Annotated in this window: 27 protein-coding genes; 14 read left to right on the top strand and 13 right to left on the bottom strand. The window is 63.6% G+C overall.

Translation table 11 applies throughout. The features are described 5' to 3' along the window. Position 1 precedes the first annotated feature (1 nt). The 3 genes from NATTI_RS0105115 (at position 2) to NATTI_RS0105105 (ending at position 2,598) form a co-directional block, all read left to right on the top strand. A complete protein-coding gene (locus NATTI_RS0105115; protein ID WP_006089122.1) occupies positions 2–619 on the top strand; it encodes an NfeD family protein in 618 nt (205 codons plus the stop codon). Positions 620–755: 136 nt separating this feature from the next. Further along, complete coding sequence (locus NATTI_RS0105110; RefSeq protein ID WP_006089123.1) at positions 756–1,898, top strand: SPFH domain-containing protein; 1,143 nt, start codon at positions 756–758, stop codon at positions 1,896–1,898. Positions 1,899–1,980: 82 nt separating this feature from the next. Next, positions 1,981–2,598, top strand: a complete 618-nt coding sequence (locus tag NATTI_RS0105105; protein WP_006089124.1) for a winged helix-turn-helix transcriptional regulator — start codon at positions 1,981–1,983, stop codon at positions 2,596–2,598. Positions 2,599–2,657: 59 nt separating this feature from the next. Here NATTI_RS0105105 and NATTI_RS0105100 read toward each other — a convergent pair whose 3' ends face one another. The 3 genes from NATTI_RS0105100 to yjjX all read right to left on the bottom strand — a co-directional run bounded on the left by NATTI_RS0105100 (position 2,658) and on the right by yjjX (position 4,477). Beyond that, positions 2,658–3,326: an HAD family hydrolase gene (locus NATTI_RS0105100; RefSeq protein WP_006089125.1), complete on the bottom strand. Its 669-nt coding sequence runs from the start codon at positions 3,324–3,326 to the stop codon at positions 2,658–2,660. A gap of 121 nt (positions 3,327–3,447) precedes the next feature. After that, positions 3,448–3,681, bottom strand: coding sequence for a DUF7123 family protein (locus tag NATTI_RS0105095; protein WP_006089126.1), 234 nt, complete (start codon positions 3,679–3,681; stop codon positions 3,448–3,450). 268 nt (positions 3,682–3,949) lie between these two features. Continuing rightward, positions 3,950–4,477, bottom strand: coding sequence for an inosine/xanthosine triphosphatase (gene yjjX, locus NATTI_RS0105090; RefSeq protein WP_006089127.1), 528 nt, complete (start codon positions 4,475–4,477; stop codon positions 3,950–3,952). Between the two features lie 219 nt (positions 4,478–4,696). Between yjjX and NATTI_RS0105085 the strand changes: the two genes are divergently transcribed. From NATTI_RS0105085 to NATTI_RS0105075, 3 genes are all read left to right on the top strand, one after another. After that, a complete protein-coding gene (locus NATTI_RS0105085) occupies positions 4,697–5,677 on the top strand; it encodes a transcription initiation factor IIB (protein WP_006089128.1) in 981 nt (326 codons plus the stop codon). 54 nt (positions 5,678–5,731) lie between these two features. Continuing rightward, entirely contained in the window at positions 5,732–6,415 is a 684-nt protein-coding gene (locus tag NATTI_RS0105080) for a type I 3-dehydroquinate dehydratase (protein WP_006089129.1), read from the top strand. 66 nt (positions 6,416–6,481) lie between these two features. Continuing rightward, positions 6,482–6,940, top strand: a complete 459-nt coding sequence (locus tag NATTI_RS0105075; protein WP_006089130.1) for a zinc ribbon domain-containing protein — start codon at positions 6,482–6,484, stop codon at positions 6,938–6,940. Positions 6,941–7,017: 77 nt separating this feature from the next. Here the strand turns inward: NATTI_RS0105075 and NATTI_RS0105070 are convergent, their stop codons facing one another. After that, positions 7,018–8,220 carry a 3-dehydroquinate synthase II gene (locus NATTI_RS0105070; protein ID WP_006089131.1) on the bottom strand — a complete coding sequence of 401 codons (1,203 nt, stop codon included), beginning with the start codon at positions 8,218–8,220 and terminating at the stop codon, positions 7,018–7,020. 330 nt (positions 8,221–8,550) lie between these two features. Between NATTI_RS0105070 and NATTI_RS0105065 the strand changes: the two genes are divergently transcribed. Further along, positions 8,551–9,123 (top strand): hypothetical protein, encoded by a 573-nt coding sequence (locus NATTI_RS0105065; protein WP_006089132.1) that lies wholly within the window; start codon positions 8,551–8,553, stop codon positions 9,121–9,123. A gap of 187 nt (positions 9,124–9,310) precedes the next feature. Here the strand turns inward: NATTI_RS0105065 and NATTI_RS0105060 are convergent, their stop codons facing one another. After that, positions 9,311–10,180, bottom strand: a complete 870-nt coding sequence (locus tag NATTI_RS0105060) for an HFX_2341 family transcriptional regulator domain-containing protein (protein ID WP_006089133.1) — start codon at positions 10,178–10,180, stop codon at positions 9,311–9,313. Positions 10,181–10,365: 185 nt separating this feature from the next. Between NATTI_RS0105060 and NATTI_RS0105055 the strand changes: the two genes are divergently transcribed. Continuing rightward, on the top strand, positions 10,366–11,052 hold the full coding sequence (locus NATTI_RS0105055; RefSeq protein WP_006089134.1) for an HAD family hydrolase: 687 nt from the start codon (positions 10,366–10,368) through the stop codon (positions 11,050–11,052). On the opposite strand, the gene NATTI_RS0105050 is transcribed toward NATTI_RS0105055, so the two are convergent. Continuing rightward, positions 11,046–11,606 (bottom strand): DUF4188 domain-containing protein, encoded by a 561-nt coding sequence (locus tag NATTI_RS0105050; RefSeq protein WP_006089135.1) that lies wholly within the window; start codon positions 11,604–11,606, stop codon positions 11,046–11,048. The two genes, NATTI_RS0105055 and NATTI_RS0105050, sit on opposite strands and share 7 nt — an antisense overlap. A gap of 138 nt (positions 11,607–11,744) precedes the next feature. On the opposite strand from NATTI_RS0105050, the gene NATTI_RS0105045 reads away from it, so the two are divergent. Together NATTI_RS0105045 and NATTI_RS0105040 are read left to right on the top strand one after the other, a co-directional pair. Beyond that, positions 11,745–12,395 (top strand): helix-turn-helix domain-containing protein, encoded by a 651-nt coding sequence (locus tag NATTI_RS0105045; RefSeq protein WP_006089136.1) that lies wholly within the window; start codon positions 11,745–11,747, stop codon positions 12,393–12,395. A gap of 100 nt (positions 12,396–12,495) precedes the next feature. Continuing rightward, positions 12,496–13,002, top strand: coding sequence for a hypothetical protein (locus NATTI_RS0105040; protein WP_006089137.1), 507 nt, complete (start codon positions 12,496–12,498; stop codon positions 13,000–13,002). 25 nt (positions 13,003–13,027) lie between these two features. Here the strand turns inward: NATTI_RS0105040 and NATTI_RS0105035 are convergent, their stop codons facing one another. Both NATTI_RS0105035 and NATTI_RS0105030 read right to left on the bottom strand, forming a co-directional pair. Beyond that, positions 13,028–13,564 (bottom strand): hypothetical protein, encoded by a 537-nt coding sequence (locus tag NATTI_RS0105035; RefSeq protein WP_006089138.1) that lies wholly within the window; start codon positions 13,562–13,564, stop codon positions 13,028–13,030. 211 nt (positions 13,565–13,775) lie between these two features. Further along, positions 13,776–14,345, bottom strand: coding sequence for a SprT family zinc-dependent metalloprotease (locus tag NATTI_RS0105030; RefSeq protein ID WP_006089139.1), 570 nt, complete (start codon positions 14,343–14,345; stop codon positions 13,776–13,778). 165 nt (positions 14,346–14,510) lie between these two features. Here NATTI_RS0105030 and NATTI_RS0105025 point away from each other — a divergent pair, with 165 nt between their 5' ends. After that, the gene (locus tag NATTI_RS0105025) at positions 14,511–15,503 is read left to right on the top strand and encodes a phosphorylase family protein (RefSeq protein WP_020657228.1); all 993 of its coding nucleotides are present in this window, start codon (positions 14,511–14,513) and stop codon (positions 15,501–15,503) included. A gap of 11 nt (positions 15,504–15,514) precedes the next feature. Here the strand turns inward: NATTI_RS0105025 and NATTI_RS0105020 are convergent, their stop codons facing one another. From NATTI_RS0105020 to trpC, 5 genes are all read right to left on the bottom strand, one after another. Beyond that, the gene (locus NATTI_RS0105020) at positions 15,515–16,108 is read right to left on the bottom strand and encodes a poly-gamma-glutamate hydrolase family protein (RefSeq protein WP_006089141.1); all 594 of its coding nucleotides are present in this window, start codon (positions 16,106–16,108) and stop codon (positions 15,515–15,517) included. Between the two features lie 121 nt (positions 16,109–16,229). Beyond that, a complete protein-coding gene (locus NATTI_RS0105015; protein ID WP_006089142.1) occupies positions 16,230–17,027 on the bottom strand; it encodes a 2-amino-3,7-dideoxy-D-threo-hept-6-ulosonate synthase in 798 nt (265 codons plus the stop codon). A gap of 24 nt (positions 17,028–17,051) precedes the next feature. Further along, a complete protein-coding gene (gene trpA / locus NATTI_RS0105010) occupies positions 17,052–17,981 on the bottom strand; it encodes a tryptophan synthase subunit alpha (RefSeq protein ID WP_006089143.1) in 930 nt (309 codons plus the stop codon). After that, entirely contained in the window at positions 17,978–19,300 is a 1,323-nt protein-coding gene (trpB, locus tag NATTI_RS0105005) for a tryptophan synthase subunit beta (protein WP_006089144.1), read from the bottom strand. The genes trpA and trpB overlap by 4 nt, the downstream gene beginning before the upstream one ends. After that, a complete protein-coding gene (trpC, locus tag NATTI_RS0105000) occupies positions 19,297–20,154 on the bottom strand; it encodes an indole-3-glycerol phosphate synthase (RefSeq protein WP_006089145.1) in 858 nt (285 codons plus the stop codon). Before trpC ends, trpB begins: the two co-directional genes overlap by 4 nt. 219 nt (positions 20,155–20,373) lie before the next feature. On the opposite strand from trpC, the gene NATTI_RS27295 reads away from it, so the two are divergent. The 3 genes from NATTI_RS27295 (at position 20,374) to NATTI_RS0104990 (ending at position 22,541) form a co-directional block, all read left to right on the top strand. Next, positions 20,374–20,505 (top strand): hypothetical protein, encoded by a 132-nt coding sequence (locus tag NATTI_RS27295; RefSeq protein ID WP_275040236.1) that lies wholly within the window; start codon positions 20,374–20,376, stop codon positions 20,503–20,505. A 55-nt stretch (positions 20,506–20,560) separates the two neighbouring features. Beyond that, positions 20,561–21,031 (top strand): MGMT family protein, encoded by a 471-nt coding sequence (locus NATTI_RS0104995; RefSeq protein WP_006089146.1) that lies wholly within the window; start codon positions 20,561–20,563, stop codon positions 21,029–21,031. Positions 21,032–21,260: 229 nt separating this feature from the next. Continuing rightward, on the top strand, positions 21,261–22,541 hold the full coding sequence (locus tag NATTI_RS0104990) for an RNA-guided endonuclease InsQ/TnpB family protein (protein WP_006089147.1): 1,281 nt from the start codon (positions 21,261–21,263) through the stop codon (positions 22,539–22,541). Positions 22,542–22,605: the final 64 nt, after the last annotated feature.

Genomic DNA, 22,605 nt, shown 5'->3' with positions numbered 1-22,605 from the left:
TATGCTCGAACTCCTCTTCGCGAACATGCCGCTCGTGCTCCTTTCGGTGGGTCTCGTCCTGATGGCGCTCGAGGCCCTCTCGCCGGGTGCACACCTCATCGTCATCGGCGTCGCACTGGTCGGTGCGGGGCTCATCGGACTCATCTTTCCGCCCGTCGCCAACACGTTCATACTGGCGGGGTTGACGCTCGTCATCGGCCTCGCCGCGGCCTACGTCTACAACGAGTTCGACTTCTACGGTGGGAAGGGAACCGCACAGACTTCGGACTCGAGTACGCTCGCGGGCACGACGGGCTACGTCACCGAGACCGTCACGACTCGCGACGGCGAGGTCAAACTCGACGAAGGCGGATTCGCGCCCTTCTACAGCGCGCGGACGACGAGCGGAACGATTGAGGAGGGCGAAGAAGTGATCGTTCTCGATCCCGGCGGCGGAAACGTGCTCACGGTCGAATCGCTTGGCGCGATTGGTGAGGATGAGATCGATCGGGCGCTCGCGGAGGGTGCTGCCGACTCGGATTCTGCGGTGGAAGTCGACGACTCCCAGCCGACGGACGACGTGGAGTCGGACGCCGAACCGGAAGCCGAAACCGAAACGGAGACGGAGAAATCGAACTGAGACGCAGACGGTTGGGCTCGAGCCGATCGAAACCTCGGCTCGAGTTAGGCTTGACCTCGGCTCGAGACGGTCGCGTCGACGGATATGTTACTGAAATAAGGGAACGTTTTTGCCGTCCCCCCCGTAAGACGGAACTATGGTTGTAGAACTACTCCCGTTGCAGACCGGCGGTGCACTGCTATTCCTCGGTGCACTCGTCCTCCTCGTCGTTATCGCCGCACTGCTCAGTGCGATCGAGATCGTCGACGCGTACGAGAAGCGTGCGCTCACTGTCTTCGGGGAGTATAGAAAACTCCTCGAGCCCGGAATCAACTTCGTCCCGCCGTTCGTCTCGAACACGTATCGGTTCGACATGCGAACGCAGACGCTGGACGTCCCTCGGCAGGAAGCGATCACGCGCGACAACTCCCCCGTGACCGCCGATGCCGTCGTTTACATCAAGGTTATGGACGCCAAGAAGGCGTTCCTCCAGGTCGACGACTACAAACGAGCGACCTCGAACCTCGCCCAGACCACTCTGCGTGCCGTACTGGGTGACATGGAGCTGGACGACACGCTGAACAAGCGCCAGGAGATCAACGCGCGCATCCGCCAGGAGCTCGACGAACCCACCGACGAGTGGGGTATTCGCGTCGAGTCGGTGGAGGTCCGTGAAGTCAACCCGTCCAAGGACGTCCAGCGCGCGATGGAGCAACAGACCTCCGCGGAGCGGAAACGCCGCGCCATGATTCTCGAGGCACAGGGTGAACGCCGCAGTGCCGTCGAGAAGGCGGAAGGTGACAAGCAGTCCGAGATCATCCGCGCACAGGGTGAAAAGCAGAGTCAGATCCTCGAAGCACAGGGTGACTCGATTTCGACGGTCCTGCGCGCGAAATCCGCCGAATCGATGGGCGAACGCGCCATCATCGATCAGGGGATGGAGACGCTCGCCGAGATCGGCCAGAGCGATTCGACAACGTTCGTGATGCCCCAAGAGCTCACCTCGATGGTCGGCCGCTACGGCAAACACCTCTCGGGCAGCGATGTCAAGGAAGACGGCGACTCGCTCGAGAGCCTCGAGTTCGACGAGGAAACTCGCGAACTGATCGGGCTCGACGACATCGCCGAAATCATCGGCGAGATCGACGAGGAAGCCGAGATGGATCTCGAGGCGATGGAACAGGAAGCCCAGGCGATCAAAGAGGGCAAAGACGCCGGCACGATCTCCGATCCCGACGACGTTATCGAAGAGATGGATCAGGAGTTCGCCGGCGACGCCGACTCCGGCAAGGGTTCATAGATTCCAGACACTCCGCTCTCGGTGAAGAAAGCGGAGCGAAACCTGTTTTACGTCCCGCCACGTTTCGGTCGGTAGGTATTACATGACGAGTTCCGATGGGGTCGACGACGATAAACGAGCGACCCTGCGCCGGTTCGCAGCGCTCGGTGCTGCGGCACCGCTGGCCGGCCTCTCCGATTCTGCAGCAGCTGATACGGGCGAAAGCGACGCCCGCGACGCGATCGCCGGCTATCTCTCCACGACGCCCGGTGCACACTTCTCGAAGATCCGGGACGATCTCCAACTCGGCACCGGCGAGACCCAACACCACCTGCGCCGGCTCGAGGAACTCGACGCAATCGAACGCTTTCGGGACGGCGACTACAAACGATTCGTCCTCGCGGATCGGTTCGACGAGTTCGAAAAGCAGACGCTTGGCTACCTTCGCCGGGATACGCCGCGCGGGATGTTGATCGAACTCCTCTCGACGTCGGACGCGACGGCCGGCGACCTCGCGACGGCGCTCGACGTTTCGCCGCCGACGGTGAGCAAGTACGCCGGCGAACTCGAAGAGGCCGGCTTGCTCTCGCGCGAGGACGGTTACGCCGTCGAACGCCCCGAGACGGTCCTGATTCTGGTCGTCCGTCACGCCGACTCCTTCGGGGAGGCGGCCCGACAGCTCGCGCGGAACGCCGATCAGTTCATCGTCTACGACGGGTAAGGACGTAATACGGGCGGTAAGAGTAGATTACTCCCCGGATTCGGGGCCGTTTGTGTCGTTCAAATCGTTTCGACGACCGCCGGGAGCGTCGGGAGCGCTACGAGTGAGTCGACGATCGCCGCGGCGTCGACCGGTCGATCGACGTGCCGATTGTGCGAGCGACGGAGGTAGATCGGCTCGAGACCCGCCGCCCGTCCCGCCGTGACGTCTTTGTGCGAGTCGCCGACGTAGAACCCGTTGTCGACACCGAGTTCCGAGAGCGCGTCATCGATGAAGTCGGGCTCGGGTTTCTTTCTCCGAAAGTCGTCGAACGTTGGCCGGCGACCGCGAACGACATCGAACTCGACTGGCATGTGGTCGGCGACGAACTCGGCGGTCGCGTGGCGGTTGTTCGTGACGAGTCCGATCGTGGTCCGATCGGCTAGGTCGGCGAGTGCGTCGATATCGTCGTACAGCCCGCGTTCGCCCGACCGAATCAGGTCGTGGCTCGTCTCCGATGCGTACTCGTCTTTTAGCTTCCAGAACGCCTCAGCGTCGATACCCAGCGCGTCGCAGTGGTCGCTGATGTGTTCGAGGTTGTGCCGTCTGAGATCGGTTAGTTGGGCTGGCGTCGGCTCGGCACCGAGCTCGTCGAGGGCCGCGTCGGCCGCGTCGGCGTACACCTGTGGATCGGTGCCGGGGCCCTCGAGAATAACTCCGTCCATGTCGAACAGTATCGGCGGCGACATCTGTCGATCGAGGGTACGTAGCGAGCCGTAAAAAAGCGGTCGACGAACGATGGGGGAGACGGAAAACGCGGACAAGACGACGTGTGCAGGCCAGAGGCGGTGACTGGCCGGCTGCGATCCGTTACGCGTTGACTTTCCACGTCGTGCTCGAGGAGTAGCCCCACTTCTCGATCTCGATGTCGTAGTTGCCGTCCTGGAGGGCGGTGATGTTCGAGCCGACCTCCTTGGCCGTCATGCCCAACTCCTTGCCGATGAGACGTGACTTAAAGTACGTCTTCGTTCCGGCGTTATTACGGAGATACTGGAGGATCTGGCGCTGTTTGTTCGTGAGGTCCGCGGTTAGTGCAGTGCTCATACTCCAGTCAATGCCGAGAATGCCCTTAGGGGGTTTGGTACGTGCGGTTAACCCTTCGCTTGCATGCGGTTTTCTCAGTGAGTAATGGATGCATAACGGAGCAGAAAGCTTTCGTTGGTACGTTCGGTTAATATATGCCTTTTACTGACTATCTACAGACAACGAACGTCAATTTTTTCGTACTATCGTCAGTTTTTGACGGTACTGGCAGTCGAACGGGTTTCGTGGGAGTGTAAACACCCCGTCGATAAAAACCGTCGTCGATGCGTTACAGTCGGCTAGCAAACGAGTCACCGATGACGAACGGACCGACGGCACACGCGACCGCTTCGCTCAGCGCCCGCGACCGGTTCGTCAGCCCGTCCGTCAGCACTCCGGCCGCACCGTCGCGTTCGGCGATTCCGTCGGTACCGTGGCGGTCGTCCATCACCGGCCCCAGTTCGGCCCCGTCCTCGAGGCGACGAGCGACGTCGTCGGGGAGCGGAAGCGTCGGGCCGCCACCGCGTTCCAGTCGGTCGCCGTCGGTCACGGCGGCCCACATGATCAACGAGAGGCCGGGGACGCCGTCGATTCGGGCGACACCGCCCTCGAGACCGATCCCGTAGTCGGCGTCGGTCGCGGCGAGGGCTCGTCGTGCGCGGTTTTCGGCACCCGTCACGGTTTCCTCGATCGACCACGGCTGTTCGGGGACGCCCGAGTCGACGGCGACCGCGGACACCGACGGCCGGAATCGCTCGAGCGTTCGTTCGACCGCATCCACCTTGACCGGGTTCGTACTCCCGACTGCGACGTCCATACCTGTGGTTCGGACGGTCCGGATTAGGCAGTGACGATTCGGATCACCTTCTCAGCATAACTGTTCCGAATGATCATACTAGTTCGCCCGAATTATCCGCTTTCGAGAGGTGTCGGCCCGCGATTCCGAAACCCTTAACCCTCGAGTATCAGAACGAGGTAGGTAACGAACCCGTCCGGGCTTTTGCAGTCAGTTCGGCCGGTCAGCATTCGCCATCGTATGACTAACACACCATCGAGCACCAGAGTACGACGTACCGAACGAGAATCGAACGAAGAGACGAACGAGACCGAGCAGAACGACCTCGCCTGCCCCGAGTGTACGGGACACCTGGTCGTCGACGACGAACACGGCGAAACCGTTTGTGAGGACTGCGGCCTAGTCGTCGAAGAGGACTCGGTCGACCGCGGTCCCGAGTGGCGCGCGTTCGACGCCGCCGAGAAGAACGAAAAGTCCCGCGTGGGCGCGCCCACGACGAACACGATGCACGACAAGGGGCTGTCGACGAACATCGACTGGCGGAACAAGGACGCCTACGGAAACTCGCTTGGCTCCCGCCAGCGCGAGAAGATGCAGCGTCTCCGCAAGTGGAACGAGCGCTTCCGCACCCGCGACTCCAAGGAACGCAACCTGAAACAGGCCCTGGGCGAGATCGACCGAATGGCGAGTGCGCTCGGACTGCCGACGAACGTCCGCGAGACCGCGTCCGTCATCTACCGTCGCGCACTCGACGAGGACCTGCTCCCCGGCCGCTCCATCGAGGGCGTCTCGACTTCCTGTGTCTACGCCGCCGCCCGTCAGGCGGGCGTCCCCCGAAGCCTCGACGAGATCGCCGACGTCTCCCGCGTCGAGAAAAACGAGATCGCTCGGACCTACCGCTACGTCGTCCGTGAACTGGGTCTCGAGGTCCAGCCCGCCGACCCAGAGAGCTACGTTCCCCGCTTCGCCTCGGGACTCGACCTCTCCGACGAGGCCGAACACCGCGCCCGCGGACTCCTCCAGAACGCCAAGGAAAAGGGCGTCCACAGCGGGAAGTCGCCGGTGGGCCTCGCCGCCGCTGCGGTCTACGCCGCCGCACTGTTGACCAACGAGAAGACCACGCAGGCCGCCGTCAGCGACGTCGCTGACATCTCCGAAGTAACGATTCGGAACCGGTATCACGAACTCCTCGAGGCTGAGGAGACGCTCGGACTGGCCTAATCTCGCGGATCGACACCGGTTTGTTTTTCTCTCCGTTCACACACAACAGTCACAATGAGCCTCGACTTCGACTCGTTCGTCCTCACCGCGTCGACCGCCGATCTCTCCGAAGAACCCGCAGCCCGCGAGCATGCGGACGCGATCGAGTTTCGAATGGATCTGACCGACGAGCCCCTTGCGGTGCTCGAGCAGTACGAGGGCGAGTTGCCCATTCTCGCGACGAACAGGGCCGCCTGGGAAGGCGGCGAGTGGGTGGGAGATGATGAGGAGCGACTCGAGGTGTTGGCGGAGGCGACTCAGTTCGATGCCGTGGGGGCGATCGACGTGGAACTCGAGGCGATTCTCGATGGCGACGCCGAGAACGTGTTGGAGACTGCGCGTGATCGTGACGTCTCGGTGGTCGCCTCGAGTCACGATTTCGAGGGGACGCCCTCTCGAGGCGAGATGGTCTCGACGTTGACGGAAGCGGCCAAGCACGCCGACGTGTCGAAGCTGGCCGTCACTGCGGAATCGAAGAAGGACACGCTCGCCGTGCTCGCCGCGACGGAGCAGGTGACCGCCCACGGGGATCGGGTGGCGACGATGGCAATGGGTGAGGTCGGGAGTCATACGCGTGCGGTTGCGCCTGTTTATGGGTCGAAAATAGGGTATGCGCCCGTGGATGCAGCGGATGCGACTGCGCCGGGACAGTACGACCTCGAGACGCTGTCGATACTCGCTTCGGAACTGTCGTCGTAGCCGATCAGTCAGGCCGCGGAGGAAAATCGGAATGTTAAGGGGCGGGGTCCCCTAGCACCACGTACGATGACATGGCTTCGCGCGCTGTTCGCCGGCGGCCTCTCGATCTTCCTCCCCGGTGCAGGCCACGCCTTGATTCGGGACTGGCTCCGTGCGCTGGTGTTCGCCGGGCTCTACTTCTCGGCGGTCTGGTTTTTCTTCCCGATCAGCCAGATGGTCGACGCTGCGTCGTTCTCGGAAGGAATGGATATCGCAAACACCCAGACCGACACGATGGCGCAGTTCTTCATTATGTTTATCGCTCTCTTTGCGGCTATCGACGCCACATTCAGGGCGGTCGGCTTCCCGCCGAACAGCTCTGACTCGAGCGACGGCCCGTCCTGCCCGCAGTGTGGGAAGGAACTCGACGACGACCTCACGTTCTGTCACTGGTGTACGACCCGTCTCGAGCCGGTCGACCCGGAGGACGAGGAAACGCCCATCGATGCCGAAGATTCCGAGCAGGAAACGCCGACTCGTCCGTAGCCGGACCCGTTTCGTGCGTCAGAATTGTTTCTTCTGTCGGTTACTGTAGGCGATCCCGCGACTAGCCGACAGTCCCGTCACTTCTCGATGATGCTCTCCTCGACGGCCTCCCCGAAGTGTCGCGCCGTATCCTCGTAGTAGAGGAGGAGTTCGTCGCCGGCCTCGAGATCGGTGACCGCCGTCCGTCCGTCGCGCGTCGGGACCTTGATCGTCTCGGCGTTCTGCAGGAGGGTCTCGATGCGGTCGCCGTCGTCGGTCTCGAGGGCGACGCGGAACATCGGCCGCTTTTCGATTTTGACGCGGCCGACGATCGCCTCGCGGGTGTTGCCGGCGGTGTCGACGATCTGGACCTCGTCGCCGCTCTGGAGTTCCGAGAGGTACTTCGTGCCGCCGTCGGGCGTGCGCACGTAGGCGTGGACGGCTCCCGCGTTGACCCGGAACGGGCGGGAGGCGACGTAGGGCGATTCGGCCGTCTCGGCGTGGACGAAGACGAGACCGCGGGCCATCGAGCCGACGAGCATCCCTTCGTCGTGTTCTAACAGGCTGCCCGTATCGACGCAGACTCGGTCGGCGCTGCCGATTTGTTCGACGTCGAGCACGTCGGCGTACTGGAGGTCGAGCGACTCGCGTTCTGACTCGTCGCGGACCTCGACGGTCTCGCGGATCTGGTCCGGATCGTCCGAATCCAGCAGGACCGAATCGGCGCCGATCTCGAGCGTCTCGAACGCCGTCTTGGCCTCCTCGGCGCTGGTGACGCCCGCGACAAGGTCGGTCTCCTCGCCGATGCGGGCGATCAGATTCTCGAGGGGGATAATCGTCCAATCTTCGCCGACAACGATGGTGTAGTCGGCCTCGTCGGCGGCGGTCTCGGCGAACTGTTCGTACTCTTGGCCCAGAATACGGACGTACGCGCCGCGCTCGAGATCGCCGTCGCGTCGACGAAGTGTCGAGAGATCCGCCGAGCCGGAGAAGTCCTCGGGGAGGTCGATCGTCGCGTCGCCCTCGCCTTCCTTCCCGACGACGACGGCGTCGGGACGCGCGGCCGGTTCGGTCTCCTCGCTGTCGGCTTCCGCGTCGTCGATATTGTCGACCAGCGTCACGTCGCCGTCGGTTCGGAACGCCGCGACGTTGATATCGCCGAGTTCGCGCACGCGGGCGACGTCGTCCTCGTCGACCAGTACCCAGTCCGCACCCGACTCGAGTGCGGCAGTGATCCGCGCACGGCGGTCGTCCCAGTCGCCAACCGTGTCGTCGGCTTTTACCCAGACAGATCGCGTCATAAATCGACCGTCGAAGGGAATCGGCTTGAACGTGGCGAATGCCGCAGCCGGAATCGACACACCCAATCGGCCTCCGGCGCGATGATCGAGCCGGAATTGGTCGACTGGAGCGTTGTTCTCCCGAAACAGAGCCATCAGTTGTAGCGGCCGATTCGAGGGCCGGAGAGGGGTTCGTGCGTGTTCGGTCTCGGACAGCAGGCGTCTCTCTCGAACGTCACCGTTTCCGGGCGATCGAGCGCATAGTACGATAGTAACGTTAGTATTGATAGTTTCGATTGTTATGATACTCTCTTAGAAGCGAATAATGTACTCTCGCGTGACTGTTCAACTATGGGTCAGCGACACTCCCCTGCACGCGACGGACTGACGGTAGACCAGGCGACCCGTCGACTCGAGGTTGACGCGATCTCCCCCGTTGCTCGTACGGCGTTCGACCATGCGGGCGACCTCGCGTCGCGACGGTACGGCCGAACGGCAGCCGTCCTGGGTGCCGTTCGACTCGCCTGCCGTCGGACCGACGCTCGAGCGCTCGAGTGCGAGCGCCTCGAGACGGCGTTCGAGGTCGATCCCGACCGCGTAGTCGCGGCCGACGAGTTGCTGGCGGATCAGGTCGGCTCGCCCGCGGCTCCCGAGGAGATCCGATCGCTGCGACGGCGGCTGATCGTCGTCCACGAACTCCTCGCCGCGGCCGAACGCGGGAGTGTCGTCGGCCCCGAGCCTCCCAACTCGTCGCTCGCCGACGCTGCCCCCTTCCTGCTCGCTCGAGCGACCAGTCCCGGCCGTGACGACGAGGAGGGACTCGACGAAGCCGCGCTTCGGGCTCACGCCGAGCGACTCGAGGCCGACCTCGAGTTCGCCCGACTGGGAACGACCCTCGGCGCGGGCGTCGAGGACGGCGAGTAGGACTCGCCCGGCACCAATCCCCGCTGACGGCGGCCCTCCACTCGGCCGATTCCGGTGCTATCGGCCGGCCACTCGTTTCCGTCACCGCTGGCGTTTCGGCCCTCCACCCGTTTTCGCCCTCGATACGGTTCTGTCCGCCGCTTCTTACCGTCCTCGACTGCGGTTTCCCGTTCTGTCGACGGCTCACTCACTCGCCGTCGGCGAGTTTGTGCTTGAACGCGCGGTAGGCGTTGGTCCCCTGCTCGGTCAGTTCGACCACGCGGCGGCGACCCACCGACTCGATCGTCACGTAGCCGTCGGCCTCGAGCGGGTCCAGCACGTGCGTATCGAGCACGCGGAAGGCACCCTTGTCCTCGCCGCCGCGTTCTTCCGGTGGTCGGCGATCGGCCATAAAGGAGAGCTCCCGATCTCGAGCGTACTCGATCAGGTCTTTCTTTTTCGGCGGACTCGTCCGTTCCTCGTGGTAACCGTCCCACGTGTTGGGATCGGCGAGGAATGCCATGATCGCGACCTGGTCGGGCGTCGGCGAGTCGATCGGATACGTGGGAAGGCGTTCGGTCGCGGCGATCCCGGTCGAGATCGGCTCGCGTTCGCCCTCGTGGGCGTAGTCGGACGGTTCGACGTAGTAGGCGTGTGCGTCCGTCGAGACGTCCATGCAGGCCATGGTTGCGCCGATCGCGGCGATCGTTCCCGCGCCGGAGACGTTGACCGAGACGGTGTCCTCGGCGTGTTCCGCGGCGATCGTCGTCACCTCGCCGAGAACGGCGTAGACGTCACCCAGATCGCAGCGTCGCGTCTCGACCTCGGGGACGGTCGACTCGAGTTCGGTCCGGAGGTCGTCGTGATAGTCGGCGGTAACTGCGTCGCCGTCTGCGGTGGTGTCTCCACCGGAGGGACCGCCGTCGACGCAGTCGCCGTCGACGGGACCCCTGTCACCGTCGGTTCGGTCATCTGCGAGGAGGTAGACGAGGTCAGCCCGTTGTGCCCTGATTGGCTCGATGATTCGGTCGTACTCGTAGCCGAGGGGCACGATGTGGACTCGTTTGACGACGTTCATACGTTGACAGGAACCGCTGCGAAAATAACGGCTGCGGATCGGTCGGCGGTCGGCCGCGCCTGCACCCGGCTCCGAGACCCCCACCGAAGGCACGTCGGTGGGTTCGTCAGCACGTCATGAGTTGGATGCGCACGACCCCTCCACCCCCGAAACGTTGAGAACACTCGCCGTCCTATTCCCGGCATATGGCTGCGTACGACGCGATCTGTTTCGATCTCGATCAGACGCTCTGTGAACCCACGCGGGACGCCGCGACGCTGCTCGAGTCCACGTTCGACCGAGTCGGCTGCGAGCCGTTCTGTACGCCCGCGGACCTGCGAGCGGCCGTGCCGTCGCTGCCGACGGCCGAGACTGATCGCGAGTTCTACGAGAACCTGTTCACTGCGGTCGTCGACCGCGCCGAGACCGATCTCGACACCGGGATCGCGCCTGCGCTCGCCGCCCAATACCTCGAGTTACAGGATCCGACCGCCGTCCGGTTTCGTCCCGGCGCGAAGGCGGCGCTCGAGCGCGCCCGTGACTGTGGTCCGGTCGGCTTGATCACCAACGGGGGCCGGCCGACGCAGACGCAGAAACTCGAGGCGCTCGACATCGCGGACGCCTTCGACGTTCGCGTCTTCACAGAGCCGAGCGCGGGGATCCACCCGAAACCGAACGCAGTTCCGTTCGAGTACGCACTGGGTGAACTCGGGGTTGCACCCGATGCGGCGATTCACGTCGGCGACTCCTTACACGCGGATATCGCGGGCGCGAACGCGATGGGGATCGACTCGGCCTGGATCGACCTCGGCCGGGACGACCGCGACGGCGTCGAGCACGAACCGACGTACGAACTGTCGTCGCTCGAGGCCTTCGACACGATCATCTATTGACTGGCCGTTCTGGACGAATCGCTCGTGTCTCCGAACGAATCATCCGCGTCTCCCAACCGGCCAGCAGCCGTCTTTCGTCGCGCCGTTGCAGAGACGATCTTCGTTCCGTCGCACGCCGCGAGTCCGTGCGCCGGCATGTTGTTGTAGATGGTCTCGAACCCGTCCGCATCGACGAGATAGGTTTCGTGCCAGATCCCGACCGAAGCGTCCGTGTTGATCCCATCCTCGTAGTACTCCTGCCAGGCGGGGAAGTGCAATCGGTCGCTGTCGCGAGCGTACGCTTCGAGTGCGTCGAACGACTCCCAATACTGGACGAAACCGATATTTCGGATGCCGGGTCCGACTACCGTTCGGTTGCCGAGCAGGCCCGACTCCGAATCGCCGACCAGTTCGCGGACCATTCGCGGCGCGACGAACACCAGCGGGAGCCACCGGTGAATCTTCCAGAGCGCGTTGATACGCATGCCGATATGGAAAACCACGAACCCCTCGTCACGTTCGGCGGTCACTTTCCGTTCGTTCACCCCGTCAGCGCTGTGATCCTGCGCTTGCATTACGCTCATAATCGTGGGGAGAGAGCTTGCCAGTGACCCCAACATGTTGACGCTTCGCTCGATCGTCCGATCTCAGCTCGGCAAAGACCGTCACAGACCCGTTGTCGACGACCGCTCGGCTGTCACTTCCGACGATCCATGATCCGTGCACAGTTTCTGATCAGCCTCCCCGAGGGTGTGTGGCTGACGGACGTTTCACGGACGTTTCCCGACGCGAGGTTTACGCTTTTGGCGGGCTACCAGATGGGCGAGACGGCGATCGAACTCGGGGAGATACGCACGGACGAACCGGATACGGTCGTCGACGCGCTGCGCACGCACCCCGCGATCACCCAGTTCGAACTGTTGGAGTCGACCGAGAGACGCGTGCTCAGCAAGTACGAGACGACTGACACGGATCTCTACGAGTTCGTCGAACTGTCGTCGTTGCCCGTCGAGTTCCCGGTCGTCGCCCGGAACGGCTGGTTCGAGTTCGATCTCACCGGGACGCGTGCGGAACTCGAGCAGCTGCGGACAACGCTCGAGGCGGCTGACGTGTCGTACGAACTGCAATCAGTAGTCAGCACGACGGATTCGGGCACGTTACTGACTGATCGCCAGCGCGAACTCCTCGAGGCCGCTGTCCGAGAGGGGTACTTCGAAGTCCCGAGGGAGTGTACGCTCGCGGCACTCGCCGAAACGCTCGAGATCGATAAGGCGACGGCGAGCACGACGCTCCGCCGAGGCGAAGCGGCGCTGGTCAAGTGGTTCCTGACCGGTCCGGAACGGAAAGGAACCCGGATACAGTAGCACCCACTTGCGGACGATTGATTGCTTTCAAAAGAGCTGATTCACCAACGACTATCATGTTGGGGCAATATATTCACAGCTGCTCGAACTGATTCTAGCTATGTCCGAGACGTCCAGCAACACGCACCGTCGTCGCGAGAACGAAAGCGAGCAGTCGGAACTGGCAACCGTTGATACGCGCCTCTATGCGCTGATCACCCTCGCGACGGTCTTCGGAATCGGACACCATCTCGATCACATCGTTCGAGGAAATCACGTCGGCTGGCCGCTGATTCCCGAGGTTACGGTCTTCACCTACACCCTCGCGGTCTACCCGCTCATCGCGGTCGGGCTCTATCTAACGCTCACGGAGCGGGTCGGGGCAGGGTACTGGGCCGTCCTGCTGGGGACGCTTTGTCTCGTCGTCACCGTCGTCCACTTCGGACCGTGGGCAATCGAACCGCCACGGGACGTTCTCGGACCGTACGAGAACGTTTTCGTCGGGTACGCCGCCATCGCGTGGCTCCTTGGATTCGTCGGTACGCTGCTAGTGGCGACGGTGTATGCCGTGTATCGATGGCGGTGGACTCGCCGCGTGGCTTCCGAACGGGGGACGGCGGCCGACTAACCGACGCGAGCGCGCGACCGTCGCCTTACTTCTCGGGCGGGAGCAGATCCGTGTGGACGACGGCCCGATACTGATCGTTCGTCGCGGTCTCGAGTCGCTTCAGCAACGCGGCTCCGTCGCCGAAGTTCTCGGGGAGTTCGAACGGGTCGTCGGCCTGCTCGTCGCGCTGTTTGCAGCGTTTGACGAACGAGAGCAGCGTCGGATAGGTGTCCACGCGAGCGTAGACGACGCCGACGTCGTCCGTGACCTGCCCGCGCCAGTGGTCGACGATCGCTTCGGTCTCGAGTCGCGGCTTTCGCTGCCGTTCGGCCAGCTCCGAGGCGTCAATCTCCACGTCGCCGAGCACATCGTCGAAGACGTCCTGCAGTTCGTCGGTGTTGTCCTCGAGCGACGGCGCGTCGCTCTCAGTCTCGAGGAGCTGGACGAACGCCTCGAGTTCCCGCGAGCGCACGGCGACCGGGTAGACGAAGTCGTGGGTCTCCTTCGGCAGTTTGTACGACCGTCCCTCGACTCCCTGTTCGCCGGGTCCTGACTGGCCCAGCATCAACTCGAGTAGTCCCATAGCTGAAACAGACAGGGGAAGTCGAATAAGTGTTCCGCGGTTGACTCGCCGTTCCGAGGTTCTCACTCGGTTCGAATCTCGCTGCTCGCGGGTCGCTTCGCTCACGGCTCGCTCTCGCTCTCCGTTCGCATCGAGGTCTTCGCTCCGCTCAGACCTCGCACCGCTCCCCGATCGCTATTCCGAGATTCTCGCTTCGCCCGAATCTCGTCCCTCACCAATCGTCCCCGAGCGCCGCCTTCGTCCCACCGAACCCGCTCGCGGACGTCCACGCCCGTCCGCTATCGGCGTGTTCCACCTCGATATCGCTGCCACAGGATCCACACCGATACTGGTCGGGCGATTTTACCGGTTTCGAGGCCTGATGGCGTCTCGCAGACCAGTCGCAGTCGCTCGCAAGACAACGGAGGACGTACCGCGGCTCCGAAAACGTCTCGCAGTGTCTGGGGGCCTCGAGGCGCGCCGCCTGCTCGCGAAACCGCGAGCCGTGTCCCGACTCGCCGTACTGCTGAAACTCCCAGGCGTGGACGAGTTCGTGTCTGACGACGCCCGCGAACGTCTCCCACTCGTAGCGTTCGTACGCCTGTCGCGTCAGCACGATCGTCGCGACCTCGCGGCTCGCGTTCCAACGGCAGGCCCCCGCGCGACGACGGGCGCGCGTGGTGACCTCCCACTCGAGGGACGCGCGATCGATCTCGAGGTCGTGGTCGCAAAGCACCTCACGGGCGTGGATCCGGGCTCGAGCGACGATTTCGTCGTCGATCGTGAGGTCCTCGTCGGTCACACTCGGAAATGGAAGGCGGATTTCGAAGGTGTTCCGGTTGCGCCGTGAATCCGAGGCGACCCCAGGTCCGTTACATACATGTAACACGTTACATCACATGTACCAAGTCCTTTCACGCAACGAGAGGGGTATACAACGCAATTACCCGTTCCGTGCAAACCAGCCATGACTCCAACTGACAGACCGCTGCCGGTGCCTCGAGATCCCGACCCGGAAGACCCGATCGCTCCCGACGCACTGGTCCTCACCGCGGCGTTCGAGGACCCGCTCGATGAACGCCGACCGTGGCTCGAGCGCGACGACCTCGTCGGCGCCCTCGAGATACCGGGCGCGGAGACCCCCGTCTACGTGACTGACTCCGGAATCGCCGTCACGACCACCGGAATCGGCAAGAGCGACGCGGCGACGACCGTCACCGCTATTCTGTCGAACCCGGGTGTGGACCTCGAGTCGACGTACGTCGTCTCCTGCGGTATCGCCGGCTCGTCGCCGGAGACGACGGCGCTCGGCTCGGTCGCGATTGCGGACGCCGTCGTCGACTGGGACCGAAAGCACCGGTGGGATCATCGATCCGACGCCGCCGGAACGGATTCCGCGTCGGAAGCGTCCACCGAGGACCACTCCATCGAAGAGCGCCCCATCGACCTCCTCGCGTACCGACCGCGGGATTACATCCACCGGCTCGAGGAGGCCGTCGTCGACTGCGCGCTCGAGGCCGCCCGAGACGTCGACCTGTGCGAAGACGCCGACGCTCGCGACTACCAACGATCGTATTCGAACGCCCCCGACGCGGGACCGACGATCGAACGAGGGACGACCGTCTGCGGCGACGAGTTCTGGCACGGCCCTCGCTACGCGCGGGAGGTTCAGTGGCTCTGCGAGCGGTACGGTGTTGGCCCCTACGTGACGACCCAAATGGAAGATGCCGCGACGGCAACGGCCCTCGAGCGATTCGGCCTGCGCGAGCGGTACCTGAGCGTCCGCGCCGTCTCGAACTACGATCGGGCGGCGCCCGGCCAGTCGGTCGCGGAGAGCTTCGACGGGAACCCTGCCAGTCTCGCGCTGGGGATCGAGAACGCCGCGCGCGTCGGTGGAGCAGTCGTCTCGGAACTCGCTGGGGCGGACCCGCTCGGGATCGGGTCGAGAAACGTCGACTGACGGCTCCTCGCTCAGAGCACGCCAGCCTCGAGGAGTCCCTCGAGTACGGAATTGACGGCGTCGCGTTCGTCGATGCGGACGGTGCGGCTCTGCTCGAGTTGGAGGCCGCCGCCGTCTCGAGCGAGCCAGTTGACGAAGTTGTTCGAGCTGACGCCGGCGTACGGGCCCGTCGAGACCGGTTCGACGGGTGGCGTCACTACGTTCTCGAGTCGATCGCTGACGGCGCGTTTCGTGCCGGCGTCGATCCCGCCGCCGACGAGCACTCGGTCGTCGCCGAGCCCGTGGAAGCTGACGACGGTCTCGAAGCCTCGGTCGGCGATTTCGGCGAGGAGAGGGTAGTCGTCGGGCGAGAAGGCGCTCGAGGGCGGATGCCACAGTTCGAACGGGCTTCCCTGCCTGTCGTAGCCAAGGCAGGCCCAGCAGCTGGCCTGAGGGAGTCGAGCGGCGAGATCGAGCGCCTGTTCGGCGGTGCCGGGCTCGACGTGTCCGCCGTGGGCGGCACAGACGAGCACCTCGTCGTTGCTCCCGTTGTCGGACAGCAGTTCGGTGTAGTGGCCGGTGTCGGTTTCCGCGAGTCGGTGGGTCCGAAACGACGCTGGCGTCACGACTGTCGGATAGGCGAGTGGCCGTAATAATTGGTGGTCACGCACAGGCCAGTTGCGAACCGCTACCGAGCGGCCCGTTCCATCGGTAGCGGTTGGCCACAGAGAGTAAAAGACGTGGTGCTCAGGCCTCGAGCGCGAGTCCGGCCTTGGCGAGCGCGTCGTCGGTCGAGAGATCGTGGTGGACGACGCCGGCGACGGCCTTTGCGATGGCCTCCGGATTCTCGTGCTGGAAGATCGATCGCCCCATCGAGACGCCGGAGCCACCGGCGTCCATCACGCCGCGGACCATCTCGACGGTCTCGCGGTCAGTTCCTTTCGAGCCGCCGGCGATAACGACCGGTAGCCGAGTCGATTCCACGACGTGTTGGAAGCTCTCGGCGTCGCCGCTGTAGCCTGTCTTGACGATATCAGCGCCGAGTTCTTCCGCGAGACGGACGGCGTGGCCGAGCGCTTCGGGATCCTCGGAGTCGACGCCCGGACCGCGGGCGTAGGCCATCGCCAGCACCGGAATGCCGAGTCGCTGGGCGTTCGCCGTGATCTCCGAGAGCTGGGAAATCTGGTCGGGTTCGTGGTCCGAGCCGACGTTGATGTGGAAGGAGACGGCGTCGGCACCAACACGGACGGCCTCCTCGACGGTCCCGGTCAGTCGCTTGTCTTGCTCGTCGGGACCGATCGTCGTCGAGCCGTTGAGATGGACGATGTACCCTTTTCCGTTCTTGTGCTCGTGGACGCGAGGTGCGATTCCTTTCTGCGTGAGGACCGCATCCGCACCGCCGCTGGTGACACCGTCGATCGTCGATTCGATGTCTTTCAGCCCCTGAACCGCCCCCATCGTGATGCCGTGATCCATCGGAATGATCACGTACGAGTCGTTTGTACCGATTCTGTCGAGTCGTGCGTCGATGCCTGTGGTAGTCATTGCGGGAGTGTAGCAAGCTTGCAGTTATGGCTGTTCTGGTTCCGGTGCATCTTCCGTATCGTTCGTGACGGTTTCGGATCCGCGAACGGCGCCGCGTTTGAGCTCTTCGGCTTTGGCCTCGAGTGCGGCCGCGGGGTCGTCGCTCGAAGCGACGATGTCGATCAGCGCGCTGCCGACGATGACGCCGTCGGCACCGGCCTCGACGATCTCGGCCGCGTGGTCGCCCTCGCTGACGCCGAACCCGACCGCCTTGGGGACCTCGTATTCGGACAGACGTGTCAGGCTGTCGTGGGTCGCCGACGAGACGTCGCCTCGAGCGCCGGTCGTTCCGAGTCGGGCCTGGACGTAAGCGAAGCCAGAGACCCGAGACATGATCGTCTCGAGGCGCTCGCCCTCGGTCGTCGGCGCGATGATGAAGATCAGATCGAGACCGTGTTCGTCACATGCCTCGCGCAGTGGGTCGGCCTCCTCCGCGGGCAGATCGGGGACGATGATTCCCGAGAGACCGACTTCCGCCGCTCGTTTCACGAACGGCCCCACATCGGGTTCGTCACCGTATTGTAAGATCTTGTTGTAGTACGTCATGACCAGCAGCGTCGCCTCCGTCTCGAGGTCCTCGACCAACTCGAAGAACGCTTCGGAGGTGGTGCCGGCCTCGAGCGCGCGGTTGATCGACGCCTGAATCGTCGGCCCCTCGGCGATCGGTTCCGAGAACGGCAGGCCGAGTTCGATCAGGTCCGAGCCGCCGCGGTCGAGCGCTTCGACGTACGCCTTCGTCTCCTCGATCGACGGATCGCCGACGGCGAGATAGGTGATGAGTGCAGGATGGTTCTCGCGGATGGCGGCCTCGACGTCGCTGTCGTAGTCGGCGCTCGCGGGTCGCTTTCCACCGTCGCTCCCCACTCGCGTTTCCCGAGGCTCTCCTCCCTCCAGTCGTCGATCCTCGCTCGTCATCTATCGAACACCTCCACTTCGGGAGCGGCCTCGAGATCACGCTTCTCCGTCTCCTCGAGCACCGTCTCGAGATCCTTGTCGCCCCGTCCGGAGACGTTGACGACGATGACTTCGCCGAGATCGTCGTCGTTCTCGTCTCGCGGGCTTTGCCCGCTCGACCCATCCGCGGCGGGTCCCGCCGCGCGTTCGAGATATCCGAGCGCGTGACTCGACTCGAGCGCGGGGATAATCCCCTCGAGGTTCGAGAGCCGGTGGAAGCCGTTGAGTGCCGCCTCGTCGTCGACGCTCACGGGGGTGACGCGTCCGATATCGACGAGATGGGAGAGTTCGGGCCCGACGCCGGCGTAGTCCAGTCCGGCGCTCACGCTGTGTGATTCCATGATTTGCCCGTCCTCGCTCTGGAGGAGTTTCGTCATCGCGCCGTGGAGCACGCCGTCCGTTCCCGTCGAGAGCGTCGCCGAGTTCGGGGCCAGCGCGTTTTCCTCGTCGATCTCGAGGCTCGAGCCGCCGGCCTCGACGGCGTACAGGTCCACGTCCTCGTCAAGAACGAACTCGTGGAACGTCCCCATCGTGTTCGAGCCGCCGCCCGCGCAGGCGACGACACTGTCTGGGAGTCGGCCCGCCTTCTCCCGAATCTGCTTGCGGGCCTCCTGGCTGATAACGGACTGGAAGTCCCGAACGAGTTTCGGGAACGGGTGCGGACCGACCACGGAGCCGATAACGTAGTGGGTCCGTTCGACGGTCGTCGCCCAGTCGCGCATCGTCTCGTTGATCGCCTCCTTCAGGGTTCCGCTGCCCGCCGTGACCGGGTTTACCTCGGCACCGTTCATCCGCATCCGGTAGACGTTCGGTCGCTGACGGTTGATGTCGGTTCGGCCCATGTAGATCTCACAGGGCATATCGAGGTGGGCCGCCGCCATCGCGGTCGCCGTGCCGTGTTGGCCGGCGCCGGTCTCGGCGATGATCCGCTCTTTGCCCATATACTTGGCCAGTAGAACCTGTCCGAGCGCGTTGTTGAGTTTGTGGGCGCCGCCGTGGAGCAGATCCTCGCGCTTGAGGTAGATCTCGCGGTCGTAGCGCTCGCTGAGGCGTTCCGCGCGCTGCAGCGGCGTCGGTCGGCCGCCGAAATCCCGCATTCGGTCGTGGAACTCATCCATGAAGCCGTCCTCGTTTTCGAGGACGTAGCGTTCGTAGGCGTCCTCGAGTTCCTGGACCGCCGGCATCAGGGCCTCGGGGACGTACTGCCCGCCGTAGTCACCGAAGGTTGCCTCGCTATCGCGCTCTCGAGTGCGTTCGTTATCGTGGTCGCTTGTGCTCATGTGTTTCCTCCGTTCGCCCTGTTTTCCGCTTGAACCAACCGCTGGGTGTTCTCGGCCACGTCGCTGTCGTCCGAAGCGTGGTCCATAATCGCGCTGCCGATCAGGAGCGCGTCGGCGCCCGCCTCCCGCATCCGGCGAACGTCCGCAGGGGTCGACACGCCGCTCTCGGCGATCAGCGTTACCTCGTCCGAAGCCTGTCTCGCGTGGGGGCTCACGGACTCGAAGGTTTCGAGGTCCACCTCGAGTCGCGCCAGGTCCCGATTGTTCACGCCGATGATTTCGGCACCGGCCTCGAGGGCAGTCTCGAGTTCCGCGCGGTCATGGACCTCGACCAGCGGCTGGAAGCCGCGCTCGTGCGCGGCCGCGATGAGTCCTTCCAGATCAGCGTCAGAACGCACGGCGTTCTGACTGGCTCGCGAATCGTCCGATTCGCGAACGTCCACGAACCGGACGATCAACAGGAGCAGATCGGCTTCGACGACGTCCATCTGTGCTTCCTCGAGCACGAAGTCCTTTCGCAGGACGGGGACGTCGACGGCATCGCGAATGCGAGTCAGCGACTCGGGTGAGCCGCCGAAGTGAGTCGGCTCGGTGAGGACCGAGATCGCCGCCGCGCCGCCCGCAACCATCGCCTCGGCCAGTTCGACGGGATCGTCGTCGCGCGTGCCGTCGGCGGTCGGGCTCGTGGGCTTTACTTCCGCGATTACCGGAACGCGACCGTCGGCCTCCGCGCGCGCGAGCGCATCGGGTAACGATCGCGCGTCGACGTCCACGAGGCCGTCGCCTCCCGGCCGCTCTCGGGCGGCCTCGAGGATCGACGCCACCGCGGGCGCGAGATCTGTTCGAGAGTTCATTGTTGTACATCGACGTACTCATATGTACAAAAGCTTTGCGCCATCGGAACGAGTCGAACCCGGGCAACTACCGAGATTTCGGCCGATCGACCCCCACGTGCGGTGGCGCGCGCTGTCGACGGAGCCGAGCGTTGCGAGGTGCGAGCCGTGCGAGCACCTCGAAAAGTGAGCGAGGGTCCGTCGCCGACGGCGTGCGAGGGCCGAGGACCGCAGCGACGGATGGAGCGAGGACCGCAGGCGGCTGGGGAGGGTGTGGTCTTCATCGGTGCCAGCGTCGGCGGCGTTTACGATGGCCCGTCAGAATCGGTGGGAGCCGGTGAGCGGCTGACTGCTCCGAATTTCTGGGACTGAGTGGACGAAAACGGCGACCGGCGATTATTCAAGGCCCTACCACTTACGCAGGAATATGGAGGACGTCACGGACGCCGGAATCTACGCGCGAGAATCATCGTATCTCGATCGATACGTCCAGCTCGGGGCCGCGAGCGGCCGTGTCCTGAGCGTCTCGTTTCCCGACCTGCCCGACGAGGAGGCCCAGGAGGACCACCCCGTCCTCGAGCAAATCTTCGACTACCTCGAGGGACTGGAGGAGGTCCACTTCGACGAACTCCAGGTGGCCCTGACCGTCCCGACCGACCAGCGCGCGGTCTTGAAGCAGGTCCGCGGAATCCCCTACGGCGAGCAGGTCAGCGTCGACGCCCTCGCGCGGATGACCCCCGAACTCGATCCCGACGACGAGGACGACCTCATCCTCGTTCGGACGGCCCTCGATGGGAACCCGACCCCGATCTTGATTCCCGACCACCGCGTGCGCGACGGGCCGAGCGCCGCGCCGCCGGCCGTCGAACAGAAGTTGCGGTCGCTCGAAGGCCTGTAGTCTCAACTCGAGATGGTCGGACACACAGTGCTCGAAAATCGATAGCATGCGTGTTACTTCGCCGACCACAGGCGAACACATGTTACGGAGAGTCAAGGAGAAAGCCTCGCGCTTCAGCGCGGGGATGAATCCGACAACTCCTCCATAGTCCACCGTTCGAAGGCACGGCAGGATATTCCACGCTTTGACAATAGCCACTGTTAAGTAGGATCGCTGTCATAGGTTACGTATGGCAAAAAAGGTCGTCACGCGCACCTATACTGCTTCCATTCGGAACCAGTCACGGGTGTCGGACGGTCTTGACGCCCTCGGGTTCGCAGCCTCGAAACTCTGGAACGTCGGGCGGTGGACATGCAGTCGGATCTGGGACGAAATCGGTCACATCCCAAATCACAACGAACTCACCGCGTATCTCAAGACCCACGAACGCTATGATGACCTGCATTCTCAGTCAAGTCAGCGAGTCCTTCAAGAACTCGCTGAAGCGTTCAACGGCTGGTACGGCAAACGACGCAACGGAGACACGAGAGCAAATCCGCCCGGCTACCGCAAACGCAACGACGATCACCCGCACTCGACGGTGACGTTCAAAGCCGCCGGCTTCAAACTCGACACCCAGTACAATCGCGTTCGACTCTCACAGGGATCGAATCTCAAAGAGTATTGGTCGGACTTCATCCTCTGCAAATTCCAAACTCGTCCCGACGTTGACCTCTCTACCGTGGAGAACGTCCAACAAGTGAAGACGGTTTGGACAGGGGATGAATGGGAACTCCACTTCGTCTGTAAGGTGGAGATTGAGGTGTCTGAGTCGCCCGGCGATCACACTGTCGGCATCGATCTCGGCATCAACAACTTTGCCGCGTTAGCCTACGAGGATGGCCACAGCGAGCTGTATCCGTTGAACTGTCTGAAGCAGGATGACTACTACTTCAGCAAGCGGCTCGCGCGGTGTGACGACTCGGACTCTGAGCAAGCCATGCGGCTGAATCAGAAGAAGTCGGCTCGCCGCACCCACTACTTCCATGCGCTCTCAAAACACATCGTTCAGCGGTGTGTTGAGGAAGGCGTTGGAACAATCGTGGTTGGTGATCTCTCCGACATCCGTGAGGACGACGAGAACGGTGAGTCGGAAAACTGGGGTCGGCATGGCAATCTCGATCTCCACTCGTGGGCGTTCGACCGCTTCACGGAGTTGCTCACCTACAAGGCTGAGATGGTAGGGATCACCGTCAAGGAGGTGTCCGAGCGTGACACGTCGAAGTCGTGTTCGTGCTGTGGTCGCACGCGGAAGGCGAACCGTGTCGAGCGCGGGTTGTACGTCTGCGATGAATGTGGGACGACAGCGAACGCAGACGTGAACGGTGCTGAGAACATCCGACAGAAAGTATCTCCGAGTTCACCGAGTTTGTCAGTGAATAGGAGTAACGGCTGGTTGGCACAGCCATCGGCGTTCCTGTTTGACAAGGAAACTGGCGCATTCGCGCCTCAAGAACAGGTAACGTCGTAAACCACAATATCCCAACCCAGCGGCGCGGTGCCGTGAGAATCCTCGCCCTTCAGGGCGGGGAGGA

This window comes from Natronorubrum tibetense GA33 (assembly GCF_000383975.1).
In the GTDB taxonomy this organism is placed as follows: Archaea; Halobacteriota; Halobacteria; order Halobacteriales; family Natrialbaceae; genus Natronorubrum; species Natronorubrum tibetense.
The sequence above is the reverse complement of the archived record's forward strand: the minus strand, read 5'-3'. Positions and strand labels throughout refer to the sequence as shown.

Bases quoted from the DNA above. Each gene is read 5' to 3' on its own strand.
- NATTI_RS0105115 (WP_006089122.1), top strand. From the start codon at position 2: ATGCTCGAACTCCTCTTCGCGAACATGCCGCTCGTGCTCCTTTCGGTG.
- NATTI_RS0105110 (WP_006089123.1), top strand. From the start codon at position 756: ATGGTTGTAGAACTACTCCCGTTGCAGACCGGCGGTGCACTGCTATTC.
- NATTI_RS0105105 (WP_006089124.1), top strand. From the start codon at position 1,981: ATGACGAGTTCCGATGGGGTCGACGACGATAAACGAGCGACCCTGCGC.
- NATTI_RS0105100 (WP_006089125.1), bottom strand. From the start codon at position 3,326: ATGTCGCCGCCGATACTGTTCGACATGGACGGAGTTATTCTCGAGGGC.
- NATTI_RS0105095 (WP_006089126.1), bottom strand. From the start codon at position 3,681: ATGAGCACTGCACTAACCGCGGACCTCACGAACAAACAGCGCCAGATC.
- yjjX (WP_006089127.1), bottom strand. From the start codon at position 4,477: ATGGACGTCGCAGTCGGGAGTACGAACCCGGTCAAGGTGGATGCGGTC.
- NATTI_RS0105085 (WP_006089128.1), top strand. From the start codon at position 4,697: ATGACTAACACACCATCGAGCACCAGAGTACGACGTACCGAACGAGAA.
- NATTI_RS0105080 (WP_006089129.1), top strand. From the start codon at position 5,732: ATGAGCCTCGACTTCGACTCGTTCGTCCTCACCGCGTCGACCGCCGAT.
- NATTI_RS0105075 (WP_006089130.1), top strand. From the start codon at position 6,482: ATGACATGGCTTCGCGCGCTGTTCGCCGGCGGCCTCTCGATCTTCCTC.
- NATTI_RS0105070 (WP_006089131.1), bottom strand. From the start codon at position 8,220: ATGACGCGATCTGTCTGGGTAAAAGCCGACGACACGGTTGGCGACTGG.
- NATTI_RS0105065 (WP_006089132.1), top strand. From the start codon at position 8,551: ATGGGTCAGCGACACTCCCCTGCACGCGACGGACTGACGGTAGACCAG.
- NATTI_RS0105060 (WP_006089133.1), bottom strand. From the start codon at position 10,180: ATGAACGTCGTCAAACGAGTCCACATCGTGCCCCTCGGCTACGAGTAC.
- NATTI_RS0105055 (WP_006089134.1), top strand. From the start codon at position 10,366: ATGGCTGCGTACGACGCGATCTGTTTCGATCTCGATCAGACGCTCTGT.
- NATTI_RS0105050 (WP_006089135.1), bottom strand. From the start codon at position 11,606: ATGCAAGCGCAGGATCACAGCGCTGACGGGGTGAACGAACGGAAAGTG.
- NATTI_RS0105045 (WP_006089136.1), top strand. From the start codon at position 11,745: ATGATCCGTGCACAGTTTCTGATCAGCCTCCCCGAGGGTGTGTGGCTG.
- NATTI_RS0105040 (WP_006089137.1), top strand. From the start codon at position 12,496: ATGTCCGAGACGTCCAGCAACACGCACCGTCGTCGCGAGAACGAAAGC.
- NATTI_RS0105035 (WP_006089138.1), bottom strand. From the start codon at position 13,564: ATGGGACTACTCGAGTTGATGCTGGGCCAGTCAGGACCCGGCGAACAG.
- NATTI_RS0105025 (WP_020657228.1), top strand. From the start codon at position 14,511: ATGACTCCAACTGACAGACCGCTGCCGGTGCCTCGAGATCCCGACCCG.
- NATTI_RS0105015 (WP_006089142.1), bottom strand. From the start codon at position 17,027: ATGACTACCACAGGCATCGACGCACGACTCGACAGAATCGGTACAAAC.
- trpA (WP_006089143.1), bottom strand. From the start codon at position 17,981: ATGACGAGCGAGGATCGACGACTGGAGGGAGGAGAGCCTCGGGAAACG.
- trpB (WP_006089144.1), bottom strand. From the start codon at position 19,300: ATGAGCACAAGCGACCACGATAACGAACGCACTCGAGAGCGCGATAGC.
- trpC (WP_006089145.1), bottom strand. From the start codon at position 20,154: ATGAACTCTCGAACAGATCTCGCGCCCGCGGTGGCGTCGATCCTCGAG.
- NATTI_RS27295 (WP_275040236.1), top strand. From the start codon at position 20,374: ATGGAGCGAGGACCGCAGGCGGCTGGGGAGGGTGTGGTCTTCATCGGT.
- NATTI_RS0104995 (WP_006089146.1), top strand. From the start codon at position 20,561: ATGGAGGACGTCACGGACGCCGGAATCTACGCGCGAGAATCATCGTAT.
- NATTI_RS0104990 (WP_006089147.1), top strand. From the start codon at position 21,261: ATGGCAAAAAAGGTCGTCACGCGCACCTATACTGCTTCCATTCGGAAC.